Here is a 24,612-nt window from a genome sequence, read left to right as displayed (position 1 = left end):
CCCCGTTTTGCGCACTGCTACTGGCTGGTAGCACTACCATTGACGGGTGCATTCGCAGATAACTGTCCGTCCCGCCGTCGAAACCGATTTCGACGCCGTTGCCCGCATCACCAGGGATTCCTACCTGGCCGCCGGGTACTTTGACGACGCCGACCACCCCTACATGCGCAAAGTCCAGGACGTTGCACTGCGGGCAGGCCAGGCAACCGTGTGGGTGGCCGAACGGGCAGGGCAGGTGGTCGGGTCCGTCACGCTTGCCCGCGCCGGCGAGCCCTACGCGGACATCGCCCTGCACGATGAGCTGGAGTTCCGCATGCTGGTGGTGGACCCGGCCGTGCAGCGCAGCGGTGCCGGCAAGGCCATGATGGCGGCCATTCTTGAACACGCCAGGGAACTGGACGGGGTCAAGGGCGTGTCCCTGACTACCGGGAGCACCTGGGAAAGCGCCCGCGGCCTGTACAACAAAACCGGGTTCGCCAGGGTCCCGGAACGGGACTGGTTCGTGCCCGGCACTGACATAAAACTGCTGGTTTACCGGCTGGACCTGTAGCCGCCCTAAAGTGGTGCCGACTCACTCCAGCTTCGAAAGGCCCACCATGCGCAAAACCTTCGGCACCGGCTCCGTTTGGGAACAGACCCTCGGCTACTCCCGGGCGGTCCAGGTGGACAACACCCTCTACATTTCCGCCACCGCCGCAAGCGGCGAGGATGGCATCGTGGGCAATGACTTCTACACGCAGACCCAGTTCATCCTGCAGAAGCTCGGCAAGGTCCTCGCGGACGCCGGCTTCGGTTTCGAGGACGTGGTGCAGTCCAAGCTGTACCTGACGGACATCAGCCAGTGGGAAGAAGCGGGGCGGGCCCACGGCGAGGTGTTCGGCGACATCCGGCCCACCCTGTCCCTGGTCCATGTCCTTCCGTTCCTGGATCCGGAGATGCTGGTGGAAATCGAGCTCGTGGCGCAGAAGAGCGCCAGCTAGCTCTGTACCCTTCGGGTTACGGGACCACCGGCAGGCCGTAGCGGTGCTCCGGCCTGCCGGTGGTCCCGTAGCGAAGCTGGATATCCACTGCGCCGTCGTCGGCCAGCGAGGACAGGTACCGCTGCGCCGTGGCCCGGGAAACACCCACCCGGCCGGCCACTTCCGCCGCCGAATACTGCTCACCCGGCACCAGCGATTCAAGCACCGCTGCTTCCGTCGCCGAACGGGGCTTTGACGACGGCGTGACGTCGCCGGGGATCAGGGCGCGCTTGGCCCGCTCCACCGCATCCTGGTCCAGGGCGCCGGGCTGGCCCAGCAGGCGCCGGTAGCGTGCATAGGAGCGCAGCTGCTGAGAGAGTGACTCGGACGTGAACGGCTTCAGCAGGTAGCCCAGTGCGCCGCGGCGGAACGCCACCCGGATGGAGGCAGCGTCTGAGGCCGCGCTGAGGATCACGGTGTCCACATCCAGTTGCTGCAGCAGGTCCAAGCCGGAGGCGTCCGGGAGATAGACGTCCAGCAGCACCAGGTCCGGCCGTAGGCTGTGGATGGCCTGGAGCGCGAGCGACGCCGTTCCCACCGGTGCCAGCGCGAGGAAGCCCGCCACCGAATCCACATAGGCGGCGTGCAGCTTCGCGACGTGGAAGTCGTCATCCACGATCAGCACCCGAAAGTCCTCAGCCATCGTGGTCCTTTCCGGCCGCGTCCTTCAGCCCTGCGTCCGTCTGTTCTGCATTTCTGATTCCGGCTGTTGTGCCGGGGAGCGTGGCCATAAAGACGGCTCCAGGCCCGCCGCGGGTGCCCGGATCCAGCAGTTTAACGTCGCCGCCGCGTCGCCGGGCCAGCTGCCGCGCCAGCGCCAGCCCGAAGCCCTGGCCGCCGCCTGCACGGACGGGACCGGAAGCGGTGGTGAACCCCTCGGCGAAAACGGCTTCCGCATCCGTACCCTCGGCCAGCCCATCGCCAGAGTCCGCGACCACCACGTGGAGGGTGCCGCCGTCGTCGCCCGGGTCATCCATGACTTCCAGTTCAACCCAGCGCTCCGGAGCTGAGCCCGCAACGGCGGCGTTGACTGCGTTATCGATCAGGTTGCCCAGTACGGTGGTAACGTCCTGGGCGTCGGTGACCTGGCCGCGTACCAGGGTTTCCGGTCCGATGCGCAAGGCCACGCCCCGCTCGTCGGCCTCCACCCCCTTCGCGCCCACGAAGGCCTGGAGGTAAGGGTCCTGAAGCAGCTCGGCCTGGTCTACCGGGAACTTCAGCGGTCCCGTCGCCGCCAGCCGCGCAAGGTACTCGCGTGCCTGCTGGTGCTCTCCGATGCTCATGAACCCGGCGATGGTGTGCAGCTGGTTGGCGAACTCATGGCGCTGTGCCCGCAGCGCGGTGGACATGGTGCCCACGGCGTCCAGCTGCCGGGTGAGCTGCTGCAGTTCCGTCCGGTCGCGGAGCATCACCACCCAGCCCAGGTCCTCACGCCGGTGGAGTGCCTTGCGGGCGTTGGCCACCAATACCCGACCGCCGGCCACCAGTTCCAGGGCGGTATCTGCGGCGGGGCCGGGCCGGGTCAGGGACTTCAGCTGGTCCGGTACCGGCGCCTCCTCCCAGGCGGTTCCCGTCAGGTCCGGCAAATCCAGCAGCCGCTGCGCTGCGGCGTTGAACACACTGATCCGGCCGTCGGCCGAAACGCCGATCACGCCGTCGTCCACGCCTTGGAGAACTGCCACCTGGTCGTGGACCAGGCTGCTGATCTCCTCCGGTTCCAGGCCCAGGGTGAGGCGCTGGAGGCGGCGGCGCAGCAGGAAGGATCCCAGGACGCCGGCGATGAGGGCACCTGTGGCGGTGAGGGCAACCGGGCCGATGTCGCGCGCCACGCTCTGGCCTACTGTCTCCATCGAGTAGCCCACACTGACCTCGCCCACCACAGTGGTACTTCCCGGAGCGTAGACGGGCACCTTGGCCCCGGCCGACGGGCCGAGCGTCCCGGTGTTCCTGGTGGTGACCTCGCGGCCGGACAGGGCCTCGGACGGATCCGTACTCACACGTTCGCCGAGCCGCTGCGGGTCGGGATGCGCCAGCCGAAGGCCCGTTTCGTCGGTGATGACCACAAACAGGGCGCCGGTCCGGGTCCGTGCTGCTTCGGCCGACGCCATCAGCGGCCCGGCGGCCAGTTCGGCAGCCGGGGGAGTGCCGGCCTGTTCACTGATCGCCAGCACGTCTGCCCGCACCGTGGGGTCCGAGGCCACCGTCCGTGCGAGCGTCAGCGCCTGGTTCTCCGCCTCGCTGCCCACCCTGTCATAGGTCAACCAGGCGTGGACGCCGGCGCTGAGCAGAACCACCAGGAGGACCACCGCAAGTTGGAGCAGGAGCGTCTGGGTGGAGAACCGCAGCGGCGCGCGGGGGCTGGAACGCTGCATGATCCTCCTTGATGCGGGTGGGCCGCCGGGGCCTGCGGGTGCTGTGAGCAGAATGAGCAAAATGCTCGCAATAAGCAGTATGCCAATCAATTGAGCCAAAGGCACAGCCGTGACGGCGGCCACTCTACAGTCTGTAGCACGCGTCACAACGCTGTGCCGCTGTTCACAAAGAAGGAGCCGGCCGTGCTGGTATTACTTGGATTCGCAATGATCGCGGTATTCATGGTGCTGATCATGACGAAGAAGTTGACGCCAGTGCTGGCGTTGATCATCGTCCCTACAGTTTTTGGTCTTTTCGCCGGTGCCGGCCTTGGCATTGGCGACATGGTGATGGACTCGATGAAGGCCATGACCTCAACAGCAGCCCTGCTGATGTTCGCCATCATCTACTTCGGGCTGATGATCGACGTGGGGCTTTTTGACCCGCTGGTCCGGTTTATCCTCCGCAAGCTGGGCAACGACCCCGCCAAGGTAGTGCTGGGTACCGCCATCCTCGCGGCCGCCGTGTCCCTCGACGGCGACGGCTCCACAACGTTCATCCTCACCACCGCGGCCATGCTGCCCATCTACCTCCGGTTGAAGATGAGCCCCGTGGTGCTTACCTGCGTGGCCGGCCTGGCCAACGGCACCATGAACATCGTGCCGTGGGGCGGCCCCACCGCCCGCGCCGCCAGCGCCCTGAAGATCGACGTCAATGATGTCTTTGTACCGATGCTTCCCTCCCTCCTCGCCGGTATCGCCGTCGTCCTGGCCTTCGCCTGGCTGCTTGGCCTGCAGGAGCGCAACCGCCTCCGCGCCACGGCCCCGGACATCTGGGAAGCGCCGTCTACGGCAGAGCCTTTTACCGCTGAAGGGTTCGACGGCGGCGCTTCCGCCGGCGGTGCGCGCAATGGTTTGCGCCGCGGTACCTCACCGGTTCCCGTAACCGGGGGTCCCGCCGTCGATGGTGCAAGCCCCTCAGGTGTAGCGGTGCTCGAACGCACCGAGGACCTGGTGGACGACAGCGACACCGCCATGGCGGACACCGCCCTGGACCCGAACCGCAAGACCCTGCGCCCCAAGCTGCAGTGGTTCAACCTGGGCCTGACCGTAGCCGTCATGGGCATGCTCATCGCCGACCTCGTGCCCCTGCCGTATGTCTTTATGGTGGGTTCCGCCATCGCACTGCTGGTGAACTTCCCCAACGTCAAGGACCAGGCCACCCAGATCGTGGCCCACGCACCGTCGATCGTGGCCGTGGTCAGCATGGTCATGGCCGCGGCAGTCCTGACCGGCGTGCTCACCGGCACCGGCATGGTGGAAGCCATGTCCGCGTGGCTGGTGCAGATCATCCCCACGTCCATGGGACCGTTCCTGGCGGTCATCACCGGCGTCCTCAGCATCCCCATGACGTTCTTTATGAGCAATGATGCCTTCTACTTCGGCGTTCTCCCCGTCCTGAGCGAGACCGCCGGCCACTACGGCATCAGCGCCGCCGAGATGGCCCGCGCCTCCATCACCGGCCAGCCGTTCCACATGCAGAGCCCACTGGTTCCCGCAATCCTGCTCCTGGTGTCGCTTGCCAAGGTTGACCTCGGCGATCACCACAAGAAGGTGCTGTGGCGCAGCGCCGTGGTGTCCCTGGTCATGCTGGGAATTGGCATGCTGACCGGAGCCATCGGAATCGGTTAGTCTGTAGCTGCCGTGCTGCTGCCCCTCGTGGGCGCTGGCCGGTATGAAGGTGCCCGTCTGACGCCCGCTGGGGGCCGTCAGACGGGCATCATCGTTTCCCCACTAGAATGGATCGGAAATCAATTCAAACTTTGCAGGGGAGATCCATGGCTGCGATCAACCGTGACGACGTTGCGCATCTCGCGCGGCTCGCTCACATTGAGATGAGTGCCCAAGAGCTGGACAGGATGGCCGGAGAACTCGCGGTCATCGTTGATTCGGTCAAGTCCGTGAGCCAGGCTGCCGGTGACGACGTCCCGGCGACGTCCCACCCCATCCCGCTGAACAACGTATTCCGCGAGGACGTTGTGGGCCACACCTTCACCGCGGAACAGGCGCTCTCCGGCGCACCGGACTCCGACGAAAACCGTTTCAAGGTCCCGGCAATCCTGGATGAGGCATAAGCATGACTGACAACAACGAACTCATCCGCCTCTCCGCCGCCCGGCTGGCAGAAAAGCTGGCCGCCGGTGAGGTCACCTCCGTCGAGGTCACCCAGGCGTACCTGGACCGGATCGCTGCTGTTGACGGCGGGGAACGCGGCGTGAACGCCTTCCTGCACGTCAACGCCGAGGAAGCGCTCGCCGTCGCGGCCGAGGTGGACGCCATCCGTGCTGCGGGCGGTGCGGAGGCTGAATCCCTCCATGTCCTCGCCGGCGTCCCCATCGCCGTCAAGGACCTCATTGTCACGGTGGGCCAGCCCACCACGGCAGGCTCCAAAATCCTCGAGGGCTGGCACAGCCCCTACGACGCCACTGTGGTGGAGCGCCTCCGCGCCGCGAAGATGCCCATCCTGGGCAAGACCAACCTGGACGAGTTCGCCATGGGCTCCTCCACTGAACATTCCGCCTACGGGCCCACTCGCAATCCCTGGGACCTGGACCGGATCCCGGGCGGCTCCGGCGGTGGCTCCGCTGCCGCCGTCGCGGCTTTCGAAGCACCTCTCGCCCTTGGTACCGACACCGGCGGGTCCATCCGCCAGCCCGGGGCAGTCACCGGCACCGTGGGCGTGAAGCCGACCTACGGCAGCGTTTCCCGCTACGGCGCCATCGCCATGGCGTCCTCGCTGGACCAGATCGGCCCGGTTTCGCGGACGGTCCTGGACTCGGCCCTCCTGCACGAGGTCATCGGCGGGCACGATCCCCGCGACTCCACCTCCCTTCCGGACCCGCTGGCAGACCTCGTGGCCGCGGCCAAAACCGGCAGCGTTGAGGGCATGCGGATCGGCATCATCAAGGAACTCCACGGCGAGGGCTACCAGGCCGGCGTCGAAAACCGCTTCAATGACTCCCTGGAGCTCCTCAAGGAGGCCGGCGCGGAAATCGTTGAGGTCTCCTGCCCCAACTTCCAGTACGCCCTGGGCGCCTACTACCTGATCATGCCCTCCGAGGCGTCCTCCAACCTCGCCAAGTTCGACGGCGTCCGGTATGGCCTGCGCGTCCTTCCCGAGGACGGCCCCATGACCATCGAACGTGTCATGGGCGCCACCCGCGCCGCAGGCTTTGGCGACGAAGTCAAGCGCCGCATCATCCTGGGCACCTACGCGCTGTCCGCCGGCTACTACGACGCCTACTACGGTTCCGCGCAGAAGGTCCGCACCCTGGTGCAGCGCGACTTCGATGCCGCCTTCACCGTGGCCGATGTGCTGATTTCACCCACCGCCCCCACCACGGCCTTCCGCCTTGGCGAGAAGCTGGACGACCCCCTGGCCATGTACCTCAACGACGTCGCCACCATCCCGGCCAACCTGGCCGGAGTCCCGGGCCTGTCCCTGCCCGGCGGCCTGGCGGACGAGGACGGGCTGCCCGTCGGCATCCAGCTGCTCGCCCCCGCACGGGAGGACGCACGCCTGTACCGGGTGGGCGCCGTCCTGGAGTCGCTGCTTGAGGCCAAGTGGGGCGGTCCGCTGCTGGCCCAGGCCCCGAAACTGGGCGAGCTCGTTGAAGCCAAGGAGACAAAATAATGAACACTGACGCAATCCTGAGCTTCGAAGAGGCCATGGAGAAGTACGATCCCGTCCTGGGGTTCGAGGTCCACGTGGAGCTCAACACCAAGACCAAGATGTTCTCCTCCGCCCCCAACGTCTTCGGCGATGAGCCCAACACCAACGTCAATGAAGTTGACTTGGGCATGCCCGGCGTCCTGCCGGTGGTCAACAAGGCTGCGATCGAGTCCTCCATCAAGATTGGCCTTGCCCTCAACTGCAAGATCGCCGAGTCCTGCCGCTTCGCCCGGAAGAACTACTTCTACCCGGACACCCCCAAGAACTTCCAGACCTCGCAGTACGACGAACCCATTGCCTACGACGGCTACCTGGACATCGAACTCTCCGACGGCACCGTGTTCCGCGTGGAGATCGAGCGCGCCCACATGGAAGAGGACGCCGGCAAGCTGACCCACATGGGCGGCGCGACGGGCCGTATCCAGGGCGCCGACTTCTCGCTGGTGGATTACAACCGTGCCGGCGTGCCGCTGGTGGAAATCGTCACCAAGCCCATCGAGGGCGCCGGTTCGCGTGCTCCGGAACTCGCCAAGGCCTACGTGGCAGCGGTGCGCGAGATCGTCAAGAACCTGGGTGTGTCCGATGCGAAGATGGAACGCGGCAACGTCCGCTGCGACGCCAACGTCTCGCTGCGTCCCCACGGCCGTGAACGTTTCGGCATCCGTTCCGAAACCAAGAACGTGAACTCGCTGCGCGCTGTGGAGCACGCCGTCCGTTACGAGATCCAGCGGCATGCCGCCGTGCTGGATGCCGGCGAGCCCGTTGTCCAGGAGACCCGCCACTGGCACGAGGACACCCGCACCACCACCTCCGGCCGGGCCAAGTCCGACGCCGATGACTACCGCTACTTCCCGGAACCTGACCTGGTTCCCGTGGTTCCGTCGCGGGAGTGGGTCGAGGAACTTCGGGCCACTCTGCCTGAGCCGCCGGCTGCCCGCCGCAAGCGCCTGCAGGCCGACTGGGGCTACTCGGACCTCGAATTCCGGGACGTCGTGAACGCCGGAGTGATGGACGAGATCGAGGAAACCATCGCCGCCGGTGCGTCCGCTTCCGTTGCCCGCAAGTGGTGGATGGGTGAGATCGTGGGCCGCGCCAAGAACGCCGACGTCGACCCTGGCCAGCTTGGCGTCCAGCCCGCCACCATCGTGGAGCTGGCACGCATGGTGGAAGAAGGCAAGATCAACAACAAGATGGCTTCGGAGGTGTTGGACGGCGTCCTGGCCGGAGAGGGCAGCCCGGCGGAGATCGTGGAGAAGCGCGGCCTGGCCGTGGTTTCGGACGACGGTCCGCTGCTCGAAGCCATCGACGCCGCCCTGGCCGCGCAGCCTGATGTTGCGGACAAGATCCGTGGCGGCAAGGTCCAGGCCATCGGGGCCATCGTGGGCGGCGTGATGAAAGCAACCCGCGGCCAGGCTGACGCGGCCCGCGTCCGCGAGCTGATCCTGGACAAGCTGGGCGTTACCGTCTAGCCACTCCTCCCCGTCTAGCCCCTCTTCCCCGGCCGGGCCGCACTTCACCGCCGTGAATCCCGAATTCGCGCGTTAGCTGCGGCCCGGTTGTGGTTTAAGTAGTACTCACTTTCCACATGCCGCGGAGTACTCGTGTGCGGCGGTTCACGCCGGCCCTACACTGAAGCTCCAGGGCGCCGCTTTACGGGAAAACAGGCCCTGCCGTCGCTGTGGGAGGTATGGGTATGTCCGTCCGGGAACCGTTGAAATTCCGCAAGGCCGCGCTTGCAGGTGCGGTGGCACTCGCGCTGACGGGCACCGGCATCGCCTTTGCCTGGGCCGCCGACCCGTCCCCGCCGTCGTCCTCGGCCCCGGGGAATTCGGATAAGGCCCAAGGGCACAACAAGCCGGAGAAGGCCCAGGGGTCCGACAAACCGGACCATGCCCAGGGGTCCGACAAACCGGACCATGCCCAGGGGTCCGACAAACCGGACCATGCCCAGGGGTCCGACAAGCCGGACAAGGCCCAGCGCCCGCAGCACCTGCACGGGGAAAGCGTGGTCAAGAAGGCCGACGGAACGTTCGCGACAGAACTGGGCCAGCGCGGCACGGTGGAGGCCGTGAGCGGTACCTCCATCACCGTCAAGAGCGAGGACGGCTACTCGCAGGCCTACACCGTCAACGCCGAAACGAAAATTACGCAGGTGCCGCCGGCGGACAGCACCCCGGAAACTGCCGACGGCGGCAAGCGGCCCAAGCCGGCAGCGGGGTCTATCGAGGACATCGCCACCGGTGACATTGTCCGGATCTCCGGTGTGAAAAATGGGGACCAGGTCACGGCGGAGCGGATCTTTGAGGGCGGTGACCGCCCCGGACTGGGCCGTGGCAACGGCCACGGCAAGGGCCACTCAAAGTAGGTAGCGGCAAGTGTCGTTTTGGACGCTCAAAACGGCACTTAGTGCTACCCAGTTGGGTCAGCCCTGCTTCACCAGCCCCGCCATGATGCCCTGCAGTGCTTCGGCGACTGTCGTGACGGAACGGCGCTTCAGGTTCTCGGGCCGCGCCAACAAGTCAATCCGGCGGCGTGTGCTGATCCCCTCAAGGGGCCGCAGCACAATGTCAGGGTTGAGAACCGGTCCTGCGGTGTACCTGGGGAGCAGCCCCACTACTCCGCCCGCGGCCACCAGCGCCGCCACAGTGGAGTAGTCATTGATCCGGTGCACGATGTTCAGTTCGCGGCTGGAAACAGCGGCGACGGCGGACAACACATCCGCGGGGGAGTAACCGGTGTGGCTGGTCACCCACGCCTCGCCGCCGACGTCGTCCGCCGTCACGGCCGCTTTCCGGGCGAGGGGGTGGCCCGCAGGCAAGGCCACATCCAGCGGTTCGTGGGCCAGCGGAATCACCGTCACCCGCTCCGCGGGCCACCGCGGGCTGTGGTCCATCCGGTGGGCAAGGACCAGGTCGTAGCGTGCCGTCAGGGCGGGGAAGTCCTGCTGGGCCACGTCCTCATCCGAGAGCTCGATCCGCGGCTGGTCCGGGGCGTCCAGGATCCTGGCCAGCGGTGCGAACACCGCCTGGCCCGCGCTGTGGAACCCGCAAAGGGTTACCCGGCCCGCCGCGGAGCCGTGGTAATTGCCGATGGCATCACGGGCGTCCGCCATCGCGCTGACCACGGCGGCCCCGGCGTCGGCCAGGACCTGCCCCGCCTCTGTGAGCACGAGGTTGCGGCCCTCCTTGCGGGTGAGTGGAACATCGACTTTCCGCTGCAGCAGGGCCAGCTGCTGGGAGACGGCGGAGGGGGTAACCATCAGGGTATCCGCCACCGCCTTGACGCTTCCCAGGGCGCCCAGTTCGCGCAGGATTTCAAGCTGGTGTATCTCCACGGAACCAGTCTATCCGTTAGCTCTTCCTACATCGTCGATTGAGAACTTCGCTGTTGTGCTAAAGCTTTTTCCTCGCTGTAATGAGGAGGGCAAGACCTGCCAACGACGCACAAAGAGTGAGGAAGCCGATGAAGGCTTTGTACAAGGCCGGCCCACAGGCCGGCTTCGAGCTGGTGGACCGCCCGGACCCGGTAGCAGGGCCCGCGGACGTGAAAATCCGGGTTATGACCACCGGCATCTGCGGCACCGACCTCCACATCCAGTCCTGGGATTTTTGGGCGCAGGGGATCATCGAAGCTCCCCTCATCCCCGGCCATGAGTTCTACGGCGAAGTAGTCGAAGTCGGCGAGGACGTCCGTGACGTCAAAGTGGGCGACCGTGTCTCCGGCGAAGGCCACGTGGTCTGCGGAATTTGTCGTAACTGCCGCGCGGGCCGGCGCCAGATGTGCATCCACACCGTCAGTGTGGGCGTGCAGCGCGACGGCGCGTTCGCGGAGTACGTGGTGATCCCGGAAACCAACGTCTGGGTCCATCACGATCCTTCTGTTACTCCTGAGCTCGGCGCCATCTTCGATCCCTTCGGCAATGCCGTGCACACGGCCCTCAGTTTCCCGTTGGTGGGGGAGGACGTGCTCATTACCGGTGCTGGCCCCATCGGGCTGATGGCCATCGCCGTCGCCCGCCACGCCGGGGCCCGCAAGATCGCCATCACGGACGTCTCGCGGCCAAGGCTGGACCTGGCCCGGCAGCTTGGCGCAGACCTTGCCATTGATGTCTCCACCACCCGCGTGCGGGAAGCCCAGCGGGAGCTGGGGATGCGTGAAGGTTTCGACATCGGGATGGAAATGTCCGGCCACCCCACAGCCCTGCCGGAGATGATCGACAACATGAATCACGGCGGCCGGATCGCCATGCTGGGGCTGCCCAGCCAGGACATCACTATTGACTGGGGCAAAGTAGTGACCCACATGCTCACGCTCAAGGGCATCTACGGCCGGGAAATGTACGAGACCTGGTACGCGATGAGCGCCATGCTGTCGTCCAACCCCGTGCTGCACGCGGGCATCTCCGCCGTCGTCACCGATACGCTCCCTGCCGCCCAGTGGGAAAAAGGCTTCGACCTGGCCCGCAGCGGCGCAGGCGGAAAAGTTGTCCTCGACTGGACCCAACTCTAAGGAACACCATGTACACCTCGATCAAGGAACAGCTGGGCACCGAGCTGGAGGACATCCGTACTGCGGGGCTCTTCAAAACCGAGCGCAGCATCAACTCGCCCCAGTCCAGCCACATCACCGCCGGCCTCATCGGCCAGCAGGGTGCCACAGTGCTGAACTTCTGCGCCAACAACTACCTGGGCCTGGCGGACCATCCTGAAATCATCAGCGCAGCGAAGGGGGCCATGGACGAACGCGGCTTCGGCATGGCCAGCGTACGGTTCATCTGCGGCACCCAGGACCTGCACCTCGAGCTCGAAGCCCGCGTCTCACGGTTCCTCGGAACCGAGGACACCATCCTGTTCTCCAGCTGCTTCGACGCCAACGGCGGCGTCTTTGAATCCCTTTTCGGCCCGGAAGACGCCGTCATCTCCGACGCCCTGAACCACGCCTCCATCATTGACGGCATCCGCCTGTGCAAGGCACAGCGTTACCGGTACGCCAACCAGGATATGGCTGACCTCGAGGCCAAGCTCGTTGAGGCGAAGGGTGCCCGCCGCAAGATCATCGTCACTGACGGGGTCTTCTCCATGGACGGGTACCTGGCGCCGCTGGAGGCCATCTGCGACCTCGCCGAGAAGCATGACGCACTGGTCATGGTGGACGACTCCCACGCCGTCGGCTTCATGGGCGCAACCGGCGCAGGCACACCCGAGCATGCAGGCGTGTCGCAGCGGGTGGATATTTATACCGGGACCTTCGGCAAAGCACTGGGCGGGGCATCAGGGGGATATGTATCCGGCCGCGCAGAGGTGGTGGCCATGCTGCGGCAGAAGGCCCGTCCCTACCTCTTTTCCAACTCCCTGGCCCCGGCTATCGTCGCCGCCACCATCAAGGCACTGGACCTGGTGGAGAACTCGGCGGAGCTGCGGCGCACGCTTTTTGACAACGCCGCACTGTTCCGCCGCCGCATGACAGAGGAGGGGTTCGACCTCCTCCCCGGCGAGCATGCCATCGTCCCGGTGATGTTCGGCGACGCCGTCCTGGCCGCGAAGGTGGCTGACCGGATGCTGCAGCACGGCGTCTTCGTCACCGCTTTCAGCTTTCCCGTGGTTCCGCGCGGGGCGGCCAGGATCCGCGTGCAGCTTTCGGCTGCGCATTCGGCAGACGACGTCGAAGCCTGCGTGCGTGCCTTCGTGGCCAGCCGTGCCGAGGTGGCAGCGTGACGGCAGGCACCGCCCGCCCCTAACTCTGCAAGGATGGTGCCATGGCAGCACACTATGACGTCCTCATCGTCGGCGGAGGAATCGCCGGGCTTTCCCTGGCCTCGGCGCTGGCGGGCACCTGCAGCGTGGCGTTGGTGGAGGCTGAGCAGGAGCTGGCGTACCACACCTCCTCCCGCTCAGCCCGCCAGCTCATCCCCAGCTACGGCCCGCCCGTGGTCCAGGAACTGACGGTCCGCACCCTGGAACTGATCGCAGCCCGTGATGCCGCGCTGCCCGAACCAGTGCTAACGCCCCGCAGCTTTATGCTGATCGGGACCGAGGAGGCGGTGGCAGCGGAAGCCAGCGGCCACATGCGTTCCATCACCCCTGCCGAGGCGCTGGAACTCTGCCCGGCACTGGTCCCGGAGTCGTTCACCGCTGCAGGGCTGGACACCGGATCCTTTGGCTGTAACGCACCCCTGCTGCTCGCGGACCACCGCCAGCGGGCGCTTGCAGCCGGGGTGGACATCATCACGGGCGCGCGGGTCCACTCTGCGCAGCGCCTTGGCTCCGGCTGGCAGGTGGGGGCAGGGATGGAGGCATTCGAAGCCAGCGTCCTGGTCAACGCGGCCGGCGCCTGGGCGGACGAGTTGGCTGTGATCAGCGGAGTGGAGAAGCTCGGGCTGCAGCCGTACCGGCGCACCGCGGCCATTGCCGCCGTCGAACGTCCCCTGCCGGCGCAAAGCCCCATGGTGGCCGCTGCTGACAACACGTTCTACTTCCGGCGCGAGGGTGACGACGTGCTGATCTCCCCGTCCGAATCGGTGCCGAGCGGTCCAGAAGATGCCAAGCCACGCCCGGGAGACGTGGAGCGCCTGGTGGCCCGGCTCAACCAGTGGACCACGCTGGGCATCACGGAAGTCCGCCGGGCATGGACCGGTTTGCGGACGGAAGCGGCCGACGGTGTCCCCGTGGCCGGCTTCGACGCCGAAGCCCCCGGCTTCTACTGGCTCGCCGGCCAGGGTGGCTACGGCTTCCAGACGTCGTCTGCCATGGCGGAGCTCGCCGCTGGGCAGATCCTCGGCGGTCTCGGATCCGCCGGCAGCGTTGCCCAGGCAACTGACGATGGTCCGGCATCCCGGACAGCTGCGGCGCTTGCGGCCACCCGCTGGTCAGTCCGGCGCTGAAGAATGGTCGTATGAGTACGCTGATCACCAATATCGCCGAACTGATGACGCAGGACCTGGAGCGCCGGGTCCTGCGGGACGCCGCAGTGGTGGTGGAGGGCGAGCGGATTTCGTGGATCGGCGCCGCTGCGGATGCTCCCGCTGCCGATGACGCCGTGGACGCGGGCGGCCGAACCATGCTTCCGGGCTGGGTCGACTCCCATACCCACCTGCTGTTCGCCGGTGACCGGACGGCGGAGTTCGAGGCGCGGATGGCGGGGGAGTCGTACTCTGCCGGGGGCATCGCCGTCACCATGAACGCCACCCGTGCCACCTCCGATTTTGACCTCACCCGCCTGGCGCTGTCCCGCATTGACGAAGCCGTTTCGCAGGGAACCACTTACATCGAGACGAAGACGGGCTACGGCCTGGACGTTGAACACGAGACCCGTAGCGCGCGCATCGCCTCCACCGTGGCCGACCAGGTGACGTACCTCGGAGCGCACCTGGTCCCTGCCGGACAGGACGCGGACGAGTACACCGACCTCGTATGCGGCCCAATGCTCGCCGCCGCCCGGCCCTATGTGCAGTGGGCCGACGTATTTTGCGAGGAGGGGGCCTTCACCGCTGAACAATCGCGGCGGGTCCTGCTGGCCTGCCGCGACGCGGGCCTGGGCCTCCGCGTCCACGGAAACCAGCTGGGTGAAGGCCCGGGCGTGCAGCTCGCCGTCGAACTGGGAGCTGCGAGCGTGGACCACGTGAATTACCTCGCGGATAAGGATGTCCACGCCCTGGCCGGAACCTGGAGCGGGTGGGATGCCGCTTCCGGAACCGGTGTGACGGGCACCGTGGCAACCTGCCTGCCCGCCTGCGATCTTTCAACACGCCAGCCCCTTGCCCCCGCACGGGCGCTGCTTGACGCCGGCGTCCAGGTGGCGCTGGCCTCCAACTGCAACCCGGGCACGTCCTACACCAGCTCGATGGCGTATTGCGTCACCACCGCTGTGCTGCAGATGGGCCTCAGTGTCCATGAAGCTGTTCGGGCGGCGACCTACAGCGGCGCCCTTGCACTGCACAAGGACAAGGGAAACGACGCCGACGGCGAACGCGCGGTGGGTTCAATTGCCGTCGGGCACCGGGCGGACCTTCACCTGCTCAATGCGCCGTCGGCTACCCACCTTGCTTACCGTCCGGGCATGCCCCTGACATACGCTGTTTGGCGGGCCGGTAGGAGGGCCAGGTAATCCAGCGGCAAACTGACGTTAGTTGATCATTAGGGTTCTGTTATGATCAGAAAGCGTCATCTTACCCGATGGCAGGAGTAGCTGGAGGCCCTTGCATGACCCGCACTGACCGATTGACAGCCATACTTGATCTCCTGGCCAGGACCGGCCAGGTGGAGGTCGAAGAGATCGTCAGCACCCTCAACGTGTCCCCGGCCACCGCCCGGCGCGACCTGGACAGCCTGGCAAAGCGCCGGCTGCTCACCAGGACCCGGGGTGGTGCCACGACGGGTGCGTTGGCCTATGACCTGCCGGGCCGGTACAACCGCGACGACCACGCCGAGGCCAAGGAGCAGATTGCCCAGGCGGCCTCTGCGCTCATTGCTCCCGGCGCCGTGATCGGGCTTTGTGGTGGCACCACCAGCACCGCGCTGGCACAGATCCTGGCCACCCGCGAGGACCTCAACGCACCTTCCAACCAGCCCACCCTCACCGTGGTTACCAACGCCATCAACATCGCCGGCCAGTTGGCGGTGCGGCCGAACATCAAAGTCATGGTCACCGGCGGGATCCTCAATCCGCGGTCCTACGAACTGGTGGGGCCGTACACGGACATCATTATGCAGAAAGTGGTGCTGGACATCGCCTTCATCGGCGTCAACGGCATCGATCCCGAAGTTGGGCCAACCAATACGGGGGAGGGGGAGGCATCGGTGAACGCATTGCTCGCCAGCCGCGCGCGTGTCTCCTACGTGCTGGCTGACTCGTCGAAAGTTGGGGTGCGCGCCTTTGCCACCATGGACGGCTACAACTTCACCCGCTTGATCACGGATGCGGGAATCTCGGAGCACGATAAGGCGGCGTTTGAGGCCAACGGCACGGAAGTGATCGTCGCCGCCGGCTGACGCCGGTTGCAGCCGGGATTGAAGCCATCCGGCGCGGAAGGCGCCCCTGCCGGCCGGACACCGCTGGGCAATCAGGCCGGATCCAGAAACTGCAGGCAAGATGGGTACATGCTGGTTCCCTCCCGCCGTCGCCTGCGGATAGAAGTCTGGATTGTCTTGGGCCTGTCCTTGGGCCAGTCCGCCGTGTACTCGGTGGTGCAGCTCCTGGACAAGATGACCCGCGCGCCGCTGGCGGAAGGCACATCCACACTCAACCGGTCGCAGAGTACCCGCGAGTACTTCGACCTGACGTACCAACTGCTGGACATCACCTTTGCGCTGGTGCCGGTGCTGCTGGTGATTTACTTCCTCACTGACCAACGGCAGGCTTCCTCGGGCGACGGCAGCAACGCTGGTTCGGCATTCCGCAAGCTCGGATTCAACTTCGAGCGGCCCGGGCGGGACATTCTTCAGGGATTGGGGCTGGCCGCGCTGATCGGCATTCCCTCGCTTGGCCTCTATGCCGCGGGCAGGGCTCTCGGAATCACGACGGCCATCATCCCGAGTGCACTGGACGCGTACTGGTGGACGGTCCCGGTACTGATCCTGTCCGCAATGCGCCATGCTGTGGTGGAGGAAGTCATCGTGGTGGGCTATCTGTTGAACCGCTTCGGGAAGTTCGGCTGGAGCATTCCGCTGTCCATCATGGTGAGTTCGCTGCTGCGCGGCACGTATCACCTGTACCAAGGGTTCGGTCCATTCATCGGCAACGTGGTGATGGGCATCGTTTTCGCGTGGCTGTACACCCGCACGCGGCGTGTGATGCCCCTGGTCGTTGCCCATGCATTGCTGGACATAGTGGCGTTCGTTGGCTTCAGCCTGTTCGGCAAGGCAGTGGGGCTGGGGTAGGGCGGCCCAGCTGACGAGGCCGGCCTGATGCGGCCCGGCTGACGAGGCCGGCCTGATGTGGCCCGGCTGCTACAGGCGAGTTGAAGCAGTGCAACTGCCACAGCCAAGCTGACGCAGGAAGGGTTGGGTCGGCGGAAGTTCATCCCGTGTCAGAGCTCTTATCCGCCCGGCACCCTCTGCCCGGCATGTGCGATCTGCACGTCATCGGACAGCGGCCCGTGGAAGGAACCGTCTGGCGCAGGCTTTAAGTCTGAAGGGTTGTCGGGCGGTGGCCACAGCTCTGACGGGTCATCGGATGTGGGCCATAGTTCCAGGAGGTCATCAAAGGCGCGGATGCTCTCTGGCGCGGCAGAATCTGGCCAGTGGGGTGGTTCCCAGTCGTGGTGTTCGGCTTTGTAGTGGCGGCCGGTGGGTGAGGTCCAGCCGGGTGGTTGGTTTTTGGTGGCTTGGGTGGGTGTCCAGCCGGTGGCATGTTTGAGGCGGTGATGTTTGGGGCAGAGTTGCGCCAGGTTGCTGATGCCCGTATGGCCGCCGTGTTGCCAGGCCTGAAGATGGTCTGCCTCATTGTCCAGGGATGGGTTGTTGCAGCCGGGGAAAGTGCATTTGCCGTCCCTGAGCTGCAGTGCCTTTTTCATGGCTTTGGTAAGGCGGTAGCTGGTGCGGCCGATTTCCAGCGGCGCGCCGTCCCGCGGATCCACCAGTACCCGGTAGAACGAACCCGCACCATTTGCGGCCAGCTGCCGCGCCATCGACGGCGGGATGGGTCCGTACCCGTCGAGCATCGCGGGTTCGTCGGTGAGGCCCAGCAGTGAGAACACGGGCACGGTGACCAGCACCTGCGCGCAAATCGACGATGACGGGCCGGCATTTGTTCCTGCCTCCGTGTCGGGACCGCCGTTGGTTGTTCCGCCGAGGAGCAGGTTGCCGTAGAGGTCCGTGCGCAGCTGGGTGAGGGTCCGGGTTTCTTCCGGGCCCTGTAGTCCCCTTGCGTCGGCGGTGAGCTTGTTCCAGCCCGCCAGCGCCTGGTCTGCGGGCAGGTAGGCGGAGAGCCAGGCCATTCCGTCCTGATCAGGCCGGTATTCCACCCGCCGGTCCGCGATGCCCTTGGCGTGGCGTTTTTCGATGGACTCGGCGTGGTGGCGTTCCCGCCAGGTCCGGGCCTTGGTTTTGAACCGGTACGCCGGCATTTCCCCGATCATTGCCGCGGCGGCCGGTCCCGGTGTGTCCGGGTCCAGGAAGTGGTCCTCCAAGGCGGCAGCCCCGGCCGGGTCAAGGCCGGCCGTTTCATCCACCATAACCAGTGCGTGCTGCCAGGAGATCGTCCCCGACTGCAGTGCCGACAATGTCAGCGGCAACTCCTTGGTCAGGGCGTAGGAAGCGGCCAGGAACGCACCGGCTGCTCGGGGACCAAGGACCAGGAGGGCGCCGATTTCCGCGGCCACAGCCATTTCCAGCGCCTGTTCCGGTGCGTCCCGCGGCGCGATGGCCTGCGCGGTGTCTGCATAATTCGCGGCGGCCCGCGCCTTCAAACCCGCGAACCCAGCCTCCGCCACCCGCGCCCCGGCGAGGATGTCCAGGCAACCATCGGCAAGACCAACCAACGGGTCAGCCTCCGAGAATGGCTCGAAACCCATCCCCTCCGCTTCGGCATTGAGCACAGCAAGAGCGGCATTGATGTGCTCAAACGCCTTCGCCACCGCCGCTTTCCCCATAGACCAATCATGACAAGCGGGTACGACATTCCGGAGAGCGCTGATGGAAATGGATTCGGCCGCCATCGGCAGGTGACGCCGTTGTCACAAGCTGATGGCGGCCGAAGCTTCGAAGGGCGCTTAGCCCCAAGCCGAGGCCCGGGCAGTCCTGCCCGGGACTATGAAGCAGGATTAGATGGTGACAGCTCCACTGGAGGTCTCGAACGTCACCGAAAGGATCCCGGGGGTCCCGTGCGGTGCCACCCACTCCACGGCAACATCTTCGAGCGGTTTCTCCACCGGCTCGCCCAGCCACTCGGTAACCCTTGCTGCCGAGCCTGCAATGGTCAGGCAGCTCATCTTAACGTTGCTCTCATAGGCGTTGGACGGGTGCAGCGACGGGTCGCCCTCCCACTTGAGCATGTACGGAACCTGCGGGTCGGCAATTAAGCCGAGGATACCGATCTGCTTCCAGACCAGTTCGCGGCCGTCAGGAAACTTGCGGTTTCCGTTGACCGCGGAGCGACCGAGCCGTTCTTCAAAGGGGACGAGGTCGTCAACCTCCACGCACCAGCCCATCCAACCGCCCCCGGCCGCAGACCGTGCACGCACTGCCTGCCCGAAAGGAGCCTTGTCGGAAGCGGGGTGGTCCAGGACCTCGACGACTTCGAGGTACTTGTGTCCCGCGAGCGGGATGATCATATTCCGGGTTCCGAACCGCGGGTGTACTCCGCCTTTCACTGCCTCAACGCCGAGGGCAGAGGAAATACGTTCGGTGGTGGCAGCCAGGCCATCGTGTTCACAGGCGTAAGAGACGTGATCCATGCGCATGGCAACATCTTGGCACTTTGTGATCGGGCTCTCAGCTAAGGTAAGCCTTACTGGGCTTTGTGATGTCAGCCGTGCTCAAATTCGCACCCACAACAAGCCGACACTCAGAACCTTTCGGTCCGTATGCTCCCGTTAGACCAGTAGATGGTGCCGTTTTCGAAGCGCTGGGCGCGAGTGGACGTATTCAAGGAGTACTCGTCGGTGACCGGGCGTCCAATGAAGGAGTAGCCTCCCCTCCGCTCATATTCCCAGCGGATGGCTCCCTGCAACAGCCTGGTTCCATATTGAGGTGTGAAGTAAAAGGTTCCACCCTGGAAAGTCTGGACCGCACCGCCCTCAAGCCAGCGGTTCTCATCGGACACAGGGTAACCGGCGACTCCGGTCTGGCCGCCCTTATTCCACCAGGCCTCCCGGATTCCGGCGCCGATGTAGTGGAGGCCAATTTGCGGTGTGTAGTACATCGTTCCATTCGTGAAGTGCTGGGCTATTGCTCCGCCGCCCAGAGGCTCCTCGTCCCGGATGGGGTAGCCCGCGTCATGGCCGTTGTACCACTTCTGCACAATGGCACCCCATAGCGGGTGTGCCCCACCTGCCGGCGACCAGAAAATAATCCCATGTTGGAACTGTTGCTGCGCCCCGCCTTGGACCGATTGTTCCTGACTGGTGGCCGCGCCCAGCTGCGACGCCGGTCCACCCATTGAGTTGTATTTGGCCCCGATCGCGCCCCCCACCGAAAAGTTGTTGGCTGAAGCTGATGCGGTGTGCAGCAGACGGTTCGGCGTTCCACTTCCAGTTCCTGCAATGATTCCTCCGATCGCGGACGAGACGAGCCGATCGGTCACTTGCGTGGGTGTTAAAAGAGGATTGCCGGATAAGAGGAGGGCGGCAGCACCAGCCACGTGCGGAGTAGCCATGGACGTTCCACCGAGTGACGCCGTGGCCGTCGTGGAAGTGTGCCAGGCGGAGCGGATGCCTACACCGGGCGCGTAGAGGTCCACGCATTTGCCGAAATTTGAGAAGGAGGCCTGCCTGTCGAAGGAATCGCTTGCCGCTACTGTGACGGCGGAGGGCGTACGGGCTGGAGAAGCCGTGCAAGCGTCAACGGCGTTGTTCCCGGCTGAAACAACGGCCGGAAGGCCGTTGGTGATGATGGCCTGGACTGCTGCATCGAGCACGCTGCTGGTGGGTCCGCCGATACTCAGGTTGACTACGGCCGGGGTGCCAGGTCGGTGCTGACCGGCAACCCAGTCGAGCCCTGCGATGATGTCCGAGTAGACGCCGGAGCCATCACATTCGAGTGCCCGCACCGGAATAAGGGTGGCGGATTTGGCCACGCCATGGACGGCGCCGCCGATGACTCCTGCCACGTGCGTGCCGTGGCCGTTGCAGTCGCTTGATCCCAGGCCGTCAGCCTTTGCTGTCCATCCAGCGCTGACCCGGCCGCCGAAATCAGCATGAGAAGCGAGGATCCCGGTGTCCACAACGTATACGTTGACACCCTGTCCGGAGGCGGCAGGTGTGTAGGAGCCGGAGAGCGGCAGTGCCTGTTGATCGATCCGGTCGAGGCCCCACGGCGCGTTGCGCTGCACCTCGGATACTGTGACAGCGTGGTCCGGCTCCACCGTTGCGGCCCGGCCCGAGCGGAGCAGGGCGGCAGCCTGCCCCGGGCTGGCTTCGATAGCAGCGCCCTTCACTGCCTTGGTAAAAGTTCTGTTGACGCCAATTCCCTGGGCGCGGAGGGCCGTCACCTCCGCCGCGACGTCCTTGCCCGGAGCGAATTGGACAAGGTAGCGGCCGCTTTCACCCGCAGCAGCGGAAGGAGCGGCGTGCGCTGCGGACGCCAGCCAGGGACCGGCTGCCACCGCGCCTGAGCAGAGGGCGACGGCGGAGAGCAGGACGGTGCGACGTGCCAGGCGAGAGAATTGGGGCAACTGAATGTGGTCCTTTGGGTGGAAGAAGAAAGGCGAGGTGACGTGTTCCCGGCTCAAATCTAACGGGGGATTGGCGGCAAAGGGTCAACCTTCGCTCAATCCTGCGCATCTTCTGCGGAACCTTGGGAAATCAACATGTGCGCCTCCTGGCTCCACCCCGTCAAAAAGTGTCGTCCAGCAACAGGGCGGGAAGTCACAACCGGTCACACTCGTGGCGACGGGCACGTGGAGTTCCTAGACTGGGCCCAGGTTATGAGCGCCAGCGCCAAGCCCCGGCTCGCTGGCCGGCAACCCTCCATCCGCGGTGGGGTGCCCCGGGTGAGGACCTGGCTGTCCGGCAATGGCCGGATGGCAAGCGCGGCCCGCGGTGCTTCGAGCATGCCGGGCCCATGTCAAAGGAGCCTTGAATGTCTAACGGATGGTCTTTCGAAACCCGCCAGATCCACGCAGGACAGGAGCCGGACGCTGCGACGGGTGCCCGTGCCCTCCCCATTTACCAAACCACGTCCTTTGTTTTCCCCAGCGCTGAAAGCGCCGCGAACCGTTTCGCGCTTGCCGAGCTGGCGCCCATCTATACCAGGATCGGCAATCCCACGCAGGAAGCAGTGGAACAGCGGATCGCCAGCCTCGAAGGCGGCCTGGGAGCCCTGCTGCTCAGTTCCGGCCAGGCCGCTGAAACTTTTGCGGTGCTGAATATTGCCGAGTCGGGGGACCACATCGTGGCCAGTCCGAGCCTTTACGGCGGCACCTACAACCTCTTCGCCCACACCCTGAAGAAGTTTGGCATCTCCGTCACGTTTGTGGCGGACCCGGACAACCTGGACCAGTGGCGCGCTGCAGTGCAGCCCAACACCAAGCTGTTCTTCGGCGAGGTTGTCTCCAACCCGCGGCAGGACGTCCTGGACATCGAAGGCGTGTCCCAAGTTGCGCACGAGGCCGGCGTGCCCCTGATTGTGGACAACACCCTCTCCACCCCGTACCTGATCCGGCCGCTGGAATGGGGTGCTGACGTTGTGGTGCACTCGGCCACCAAATACCTGGGCGGCCATGGTTCCGCCATCGCCGGCGTCATCGTGGACTCCGGAAATTTCGACTTCGGCAAGGACCCTGCGAAATTCCCCGGCTTCAACACCCCGGACCCCACCTACAACGGGTTGGTGTATGCCCGCGACCTCGGCGCTGACGGTGCCCTGGGTGCCAACCTGTCATACATTTTGAAAGCCCGGGTGCAGCTGCTGCGCGACCTTGGCTCGGCAGTGTCGCCCTTCAACGCCTTCCTTATCGCCCAGGGACTGGAGACGCTGAGCCTGAGGGTGGAACGTCACGTCGCCAATGCCTTGGACGTTGCCCAATGGCTGGAAACGCGTGACGACGTCGAATCCGTCGCCTACGCCGGGCTGCCGTCCAGCCCCTGGTACGAGCGCGGACGCAAGTACGGACCCAAGGGTACCGGCGCGATCGTGTCGTTCAACCTCGCTGGCGGCGCCGAGGCGGGCAAGCGCTTTGTGGACGCCTTGGAGCTGCACTCCCATGTGGCAAACATCGGTGACGTCCGTTCCCTGGTGATCCATCCGGCGTCGACCACCCACAGCCAGCTCTCGCCGGAGCAGCAGGTGGTTGCCGGCGTGAATCCCGGCCTGGTGCGGCTGTCAGTGGGGATCGAGCACATCGATGACATCCTGGCGGACCTCGAGGCCGGCTTCCGGGCGGCCAAGGAGGCCACTGGCGCCTAGCCGTACCCAGGGCACCAGCGCGGCGGCGGGCCGGGGAAGTCACAACCAGTCACACTCTTGGCGGCAGGCAGGGCCTGTTTCGTACACTCGAACCAGGTCATGAGTGCCAGTGACAGCCCCGGCTTGCTGGCCGGCAACCCTCCTTCCGCGGTGGGGTGCCCCGGGTGAAGACCTGGCCTGCCGGTCATTCGACGGCGGGCAAGCGCGTAGAAGAGGTCTTGCCATGACGGTTACCGTCACCCGTACTACCGTCCCCGAACACGGGATTGTCCGCTATGCCTCCATCGGGGGACTGAAGCTGGAAGCCGGCGGATACCTGCCGGACGTCACCCTGGCCTACGAAACCTGGGGCACACTCAATGAGGACGGCAGCAACGCCGTCCTCATTGAACACGCTCTGACCGGCAGCACCCACGTAACCCGCGGCGACACAGAAGAACCCGGCTGGTGGGAACAACTCGCCGGGCCGGGCGCGCCGGTGGACACCAACCGTTTTTTCGTGGTGTCCATCAACATAGTGGGCGGCTGCTATGGGTCCACGGGGCCGTCGTCGCTTGCTCCGGACGGAACGCCCTGGGGCTCGCGTTTTCCGCTGGTGACCCTGCGGGACAGCACTGTGGCGGAGGCCCGGCTGGCCGACCAGTTGGGGATCGAGAGCTGGTTTGCCGTGCTGGGCGGCTCAATGGGCGGGGCGCGGGCGCTGGAATGGGCTGTCACGTATCCGGAGCGGGTGCGGCGCTGTGCTGTGATTGCCGTGGGCGCCGCAAGTACCGCCGAGCAGATCGCCTTTGCCCAGGCGCAGACCCTCGCCATCCGGCAGGACGCCAACTTCAACGGCGGTGACTACTACAACGGACCCGCTCCCGAGGAAGGCCTGGCCCTGGCCCGGCGCATCGCCCACATCACCTACCGCTCCCCGGTGGAGCTGGACGGACGGTTCGGACGCGCGCCGCAGGCGCCCGAATCGCCGCTTCAGGGCGAGCAGCTGGCAGCCCGCGGGCGCTACCAGGTGGAGAGCTACCTGGATCATCAGGGCACCAAACTGGTCCAGCGCTTCGACGCCAACAGCTACATCGCGATCACCGAGGCGCTGATGAGCCACGACATCTGCCGGGGACGGGGGTCGCTCGCCCAGACCCTGTCCAGTGTCAGTGCGCGCTTTTTTGTCGCCGCCGTGGACTCGGACCGGCTCTACTTTCCCTCCCAGTCACGGGAGCTGGCGCGGGCGCTTCCCGGAGAGGTGGACGTCCACCTCATCGAGGCGCCTATCGGGCACGACGGATTCCTCACCGAGATCGGCCAGCTGGGATCGCAGCTCCGGCAACACCTTTCGGCATAACGCCACAAGCAAAAGCCAGAATATGTGCATAAATGCAGATGGGCTCTGCATGATTCGCCGTTGAGCTGGGCGTGGAGGCAGACCATACTCAATGGGACCCGGTGGTTCG

General features: G+C 65.6%; 21 protein-coding genes and 2 riboswitches. Of the genes, 15 read left to right on the top strand and 6 right to left on the bottom strand.

The features are described 5' to 3' along the window. The first annotated feature begins 46 nt into the window (after positions 1 to 46). Positions 47 to 550, top strand: coding sequence for a GNAT family N-acetyltransferase (locus tag AC5RUQ_RS10955; RefSeq protein WP_493947352.1), 504 nt, complete (start codon positions 47 to 49; stop codon positions 548 to 550). Positions 551 to 596: 46 nt separating this feature from the next. Then, entirely contained in the window at positions 597 to 980 is a 384-nt protein-coding gene (locus tag AC5RUQ_RS10950) for a RidA family protein (protein WP_493947351.1), read from the top strand. A gap of 16 nt (positions 981 to 996) precedes the next feature. On the opposite strand, the gene AC5RUQ_RS10945 is transcribed toward AC5RUQ_RS10950, so the two are convergent. Then, a complete protein-coding gene (locus tag AC5RUQ_RS10945; protein WP_493947350.1) occupies positions 997 to 1,662 on the bottom strand; it encodes a response regulator in 666 nt (221 codons plus the stop codon). Continuing rightward, on the bottom strand, positions 1,655 to 3,391 hold the full coding sequence (locus AC5RUQ_RS10940; protein WP_493947349.1) for a sensor histidine kinase: 1,737 nt from the start codon (positions 3,389 to 3,391) through the stop codon (positions 1,655 to 1,657). Before AC5RUQ_RS10940 ends, AC5RUQ_RS10945 begins: the two co-directional genes overlap by 8 nt. A 183-nt stretch (positions 3,392 to 3,574) precedes the next feature. Here AC5RUQ_RS10940 and AC5RUQ_RS10935 point away from each other — a divergent pair, with 183 nt between their 5' ends. The 5 genes from AC5RUQ_RS10935 to AC5RUQ_RS10915 all read left to right on the top strand — a co-directional run bounded on the left by AC5RUQ_RS10935 (position 3,575) and on the right by AC5RUQ_RS10915 (position 9,468). Beyond that, complete coding sequence (locus AC5RUQ_RS10935; RefSeq protein ID WP_493947348.1) at positions 3,575 to 5,062, top strand: CitMHS family transporter; 1,488 nt, start codon at positions 3,575 to 3,577, stop codon at positions 5,060 to 5,062. A gap of 146 nt (positions 5,063 to 5,208) precedes the next feature. Continuing rightward, positions 5,209 to 5,505 (top strand): Asp-tRNA(Asn)/Glu-tRNA(Gln) amidotransferase subunit GatC, encoded by a 297-nt coding sequence (gatC, locus tag AC5RUQ_RS10930; protein ID WP_163164358.1) that lies wholly within the window; start codon positions 5,209 to 5,211, stop codon positions 5,503 to 5,505. 2 nt (positions 5,506 to 5,507) lie between these two features. Further along, a complete protein-coding gene (gene gatA, locus AC5RUQ_RS10925; RefSeq protein WP_493947347.1) occupies positions 5,508 to 7,064 on the top strand; it encodes an Asp-tRNA(Asn)/Glu-tRNA(Gln) amidotransferase subunit GatA in 1,557 nt (518 codons plus the stop codon). After that, entirely contained in the window at positions 7,064 to 8,572 is a 1,509-nt protein-coding gene (gene gatB, locus AC5RUQ_RS10920) for an Asp-tRNA(Asn)/Glu-tRNA(Gln) amidotransferase subunit GatB (protein WP_493947346.1), read from the top strand. The genes gatA and gatB overlap by 1 nt, the downstream gene beginning before the upstream one ends. Positions 8,573 to 8,796: 224 nt before the next feature. After that, positions 8,797 to 9,468: a DUF5666 domain-containing protein gene (locus tag AC5RUQ_RS10915; RefSeq protein WP_493947345.1), complete on the top strand. Its 672-nt coding sequence runs from the start codon at positions 8,797 to 8,799 to the stop codon at positions 9,466 to 9,468. Between the two features lie 57 nt (positions 9,469 to 9,525). Here the strand turns inward: AC5RUQ_RS10915 and AC5RUQ_RS10910 are convergent, their stop codons facing one another. Beyond that, entirely contained in the window at positions 9,526 to 10,437 is a 912-nt protein-coding gene (locus AC5RUQ_RS10910) for a LysR family transcriptional regulator (RefSeq protein WP_493947344.1), read from the bottom strand. A 128-nt stretch (positions 10,438 to 10,565) separates the two neighbouring features. On the opposite strand from AC5RUQ_RS10910, the gene tdh reads away from it, so the two are divergent. From tdh to AC5RUQ_RS10880, 6 genes are all read left to right on the top strand, one after another. After that, complete coding sequence (gene tdh / locus AC5RUQ_RS10905; RefSeq protein ID WP_493947343.1) at positions 10,566 to 11,612, top strand: L-threonine 3-dehydrogenase; 1,047 nt, start codon at positions 10,566 to 10,568, stop codon at positions 11,610 to 11,612. Positions 11,613 to 11,620: 8 nt separating this feature from the next. Next, on the top strand, positions 11,621 to 12,817 hold the full coding sequence (locus tag AC5RUQ_RS10900) for a glycine C-acetyltransferase (protein ID WP_493947342.1): 1,197 nt from the start codon (positions 11,621 to 11,623) through the stop codon (positions 12,815 to 12,817). A 41-nt stretch (positions 12,818 to 12,858) separates the two neighbouring features. After that, positions 12,859 to 13,983 (top strand): NAD(P)/FAD-dependent oxidoreductase, encoded by a 1,125-nt coding sequence (locus AC5RUQ_RS10895; protein ID WP_493947341.1) that lies wholly within the window; start codon positions 12,859 to 12,861, stop codon positions 13,981 to 13,983. Between the two features lie 11 nt (positions 13,984 to 13,994). Then, the gene (gene hutI, locus AC5RUQ_RS10890) at positions 13,995 to 15,206 is read left to right on the top strand and encodes an imidazolonepropionase (RefSeq protein ID WP_493947340.1); all 1,212 of its coding nucleotides are present in this window, start codon (positions 13,995 to 13,997) and stop codon (positions 15,204 to 15,206) included. A 95-nt stretch (positions 15,207 to 15,301) separates the two neighbouring features. After that, positions 15,302 to 16,090 (top strand): DeoR/GlpR family DNA-binding transcription regulator, encoded by a 789-nt coding sequence (locus AC5RUQ_RS10885; RefSeq protein ID WP_493947339.1) that lies wholly within the window; start codon positions 15,302 to 15,304, stop codon positions 16,088 to 16,090. Between the two features lie 108 nt (positions 16,091 to 16,198). Next, positions 16,199 to 16,978 (top strand): CPBP family intramembrane glutamic endopeptidase, encoded by a 780-nt coding sequence (locus AC5RUQ_RS10880; protein ID WP_493947338.1) that lies wholly within the window; start codon positions 16,199 to 16,201, stop codon positions 16,976 to 16,978. 158 nt (positions 16,979 to 17,136) lie between these two features. Here AC5RUQ_RS10880 and AC5RUQ_RS10875 read toward each other — a convergent pair whose 3' ends face one another. The 3 genes from AC5RUQ_RS10875 to AC5RUQ_RS10865 form a co-directional block, all read right to left on the bottom strand. Further along, positions 17,137 to 18,690: an HNH endonuclease signature motif containing protein gene (locus AC5RUQ_RS10875; protein ID WP_493947337.1), complete on the bottom strand. Its 1,554-nt coding sequence runs from the start codon at positions 18,688 to 18,690 to the stop codon at positions 17,137 to 17,139. A gap of 171 nt (positions 18,691 to 18,861) precedes the next feature. Then, complete coding sequence (locus AC5RUQ_RS10870; protein ID WP_461174410.1) at positions 18,862 to 19,500, bottom strand: VOC family protein; 639 nt, start codon at positions 19,498 to 19,500, stop codon at positions 18,862 to 18,864. A 104-nt stretch (positions 19,501 to 19,604) separates the two neighbouring features. Continuing rightward, a complete protein-coding gene (locus AC5RUQ_RS10865) occupies positions 19,605 to 21,431 on the bottom strand; it encodes a S8 family serine peptidase (protein ID WP_493947336.1) in 1,827 nt (608 codons plus the stop codon). Between the two features lie 248 nt (positions 21,432 to 21,679). Further along, a riboswitch (SAM riboswitch) is annotated at positions 21,680 to 21,795 on the top strand. Positions 21,796 to 21,838: 43 nt separating this feature from the next. On the opposite strand from AC5RUQ_RS10865, the gene AC5RUQ_RS10860 reads away from it, so the two are divergent. Both AC5RUQ_RS10860 and metX read left to right on the top strand, forming a co-directional pair. After that, on the top strand, positions 21,839 to 23,164 hold the full coding sequence (locus AC5RUQ_RS10860; protein WP_493947335.1) for a bifunctional o-acetylhomoserine/o-acetylserine sulfhydrylase: 1,326 nt from the start codon (positions 21,839 to 21,841) through the stop codon (positions 23,162 to 23,164). 95 nt (positions 23,165 to 23,259) lie between these two features. Next, positions 23,260 to 23,375, top strand: a riboswitch (SAM riboswitch). Between the two features lie 12 nt (positions 23,376 to 23,387). Continuing rightward, positions 23,388 to 24,503, top strand: a complete 1,116-nt coding sequence (gene metX, locus AC5RUQ_RS10855) for a homoserine O-acetyltransferase MetX (RefSeq protein WP_493947334.1) — start codon at positions 23,388 to 23,390, stop codon at positions 24,501 to 24,503. Positions 24,504 to 24,612: the final 109 nt, after the last annotated feature.

The sequence above is a fragment of the Arthrobacter sp. MDT2-3 genome, assembly GCF_059090465.1.
This window is presented reverse-complemented; position numbering and strand designations above follow the sequence as displayed.

Coding starts and splice junctions, on each gene's coding strand:
- AC5RUQ_RS10950 (WP_493947351.1), top strand. CDS start 597: ATGCGCAAAACCTTCGGCACCGGCTCCGTTTGGGAACAGACCCTCGGC.
- AC5RUQ_RS10945 (WP_493947350.1), bottom strand. CDS start 1,662: ATGGCTGAGGACTTTCGGGTGCTGATCGTGGATGACGACTTCCACGTC.
- AC5RUQ_RS10940 (WP_493947349.1), bottom strand. CDS start 3,391: ATGCAGCGTTCCAGCCCCCGCGCGCCGCTGCGGTTCTCCACCCAGACG.
- gatC (WP_163164358.1), top strand. CDS start 5,209: ATGGCTGCGATCAACCGTGACGACGTTGCGCATCTCGCGCGGCTCGCT.
- gatA (WP_493947347.1), top strand. CDS start 5,508: ATGACTGACAACAACGAACTCATCCGCCTCTCCGCCGCCCGGCTGGCA.
- gatB (WP_493947346.1), top strand. CDS start 7,064: ATGAACACTGACGCAATCCTGAGCTTCGAAGAGGCCATGGAGAAGTAC.
- AC5RUQ_RS10915 (WP_493947345.1), top strand. CDS start 8,797: ATGTCCGTCCGGGAACCGTTGAAATTCCGCAAGGCCGCGCTTGCAGGT.
- tdh (WP_493947343.1), top strand. CDS start 10,566: ATGAAGGCTTTGTACAAGGCCGGCCCACAGGCCGGCTTCGAGCTGGTG.
- AC5RUQ_RS10900 (WP_493947342.1), top strand. CDS start 11,621: ATGTACACCTCGATCAAGGAACAGCTGGGCACCGAGCTGGAGGACATC.
- AC5RUQ_RS10895 (WP_493947341.1), top strand. CDS start 12,859: ATGGCAGCACACTATGACGTCCTCATCGTCGGCGGAGGAATCGCCGGG.
- hutI (WP_493947340.1), top strand. CDS start 13,995: ATGAGTACGCTGATCACCAATATCGCCGAACTGATGACGCAGGACCTG.
- AC5RUQ_RS10885 (WP_493947339.1), top strand. CDS start 15,302: ATGACCCGCACTGACCGATTGACAGCCATACTTGATCTCCTGGCCAGG.
- AC5RUQ_RS10880 (WP_493947338.1), top strand. CDS start 16,199: ATGCTGGTTCCCTCCCGCCGTCGCCTGCGGATAGAAGTCTGGATTGTC.
- AC5RUQ_RS10875 (WP_493947337.1), bottom strand. CDS start 18,690: ATGGGGAAAGCGGCGGTGGCGAAGGCGTTTGAGCACATCAATGCCGCT.
- AC5RUQ_RS10870 (WP_461174410.1), bottom strand. CDS start 19,500: ATGCGCATGGATCACGTCTCTTACGCCTGTGAACACGATGGCCTGGCT.
- AC5RUQ_RS10860 (WP_493947335.1), top strand. CDS start 21,839: ATGTCTAACGGATGGTCTTTCGAAACCCGCCAGATCCACGCAGGACAG.
- metX (WP_493947334.1), top strand. CDS start 23,388: ATGACGGTTACCGTCACCCGTACTACCGTCCCCGAACACGGGATTGTC.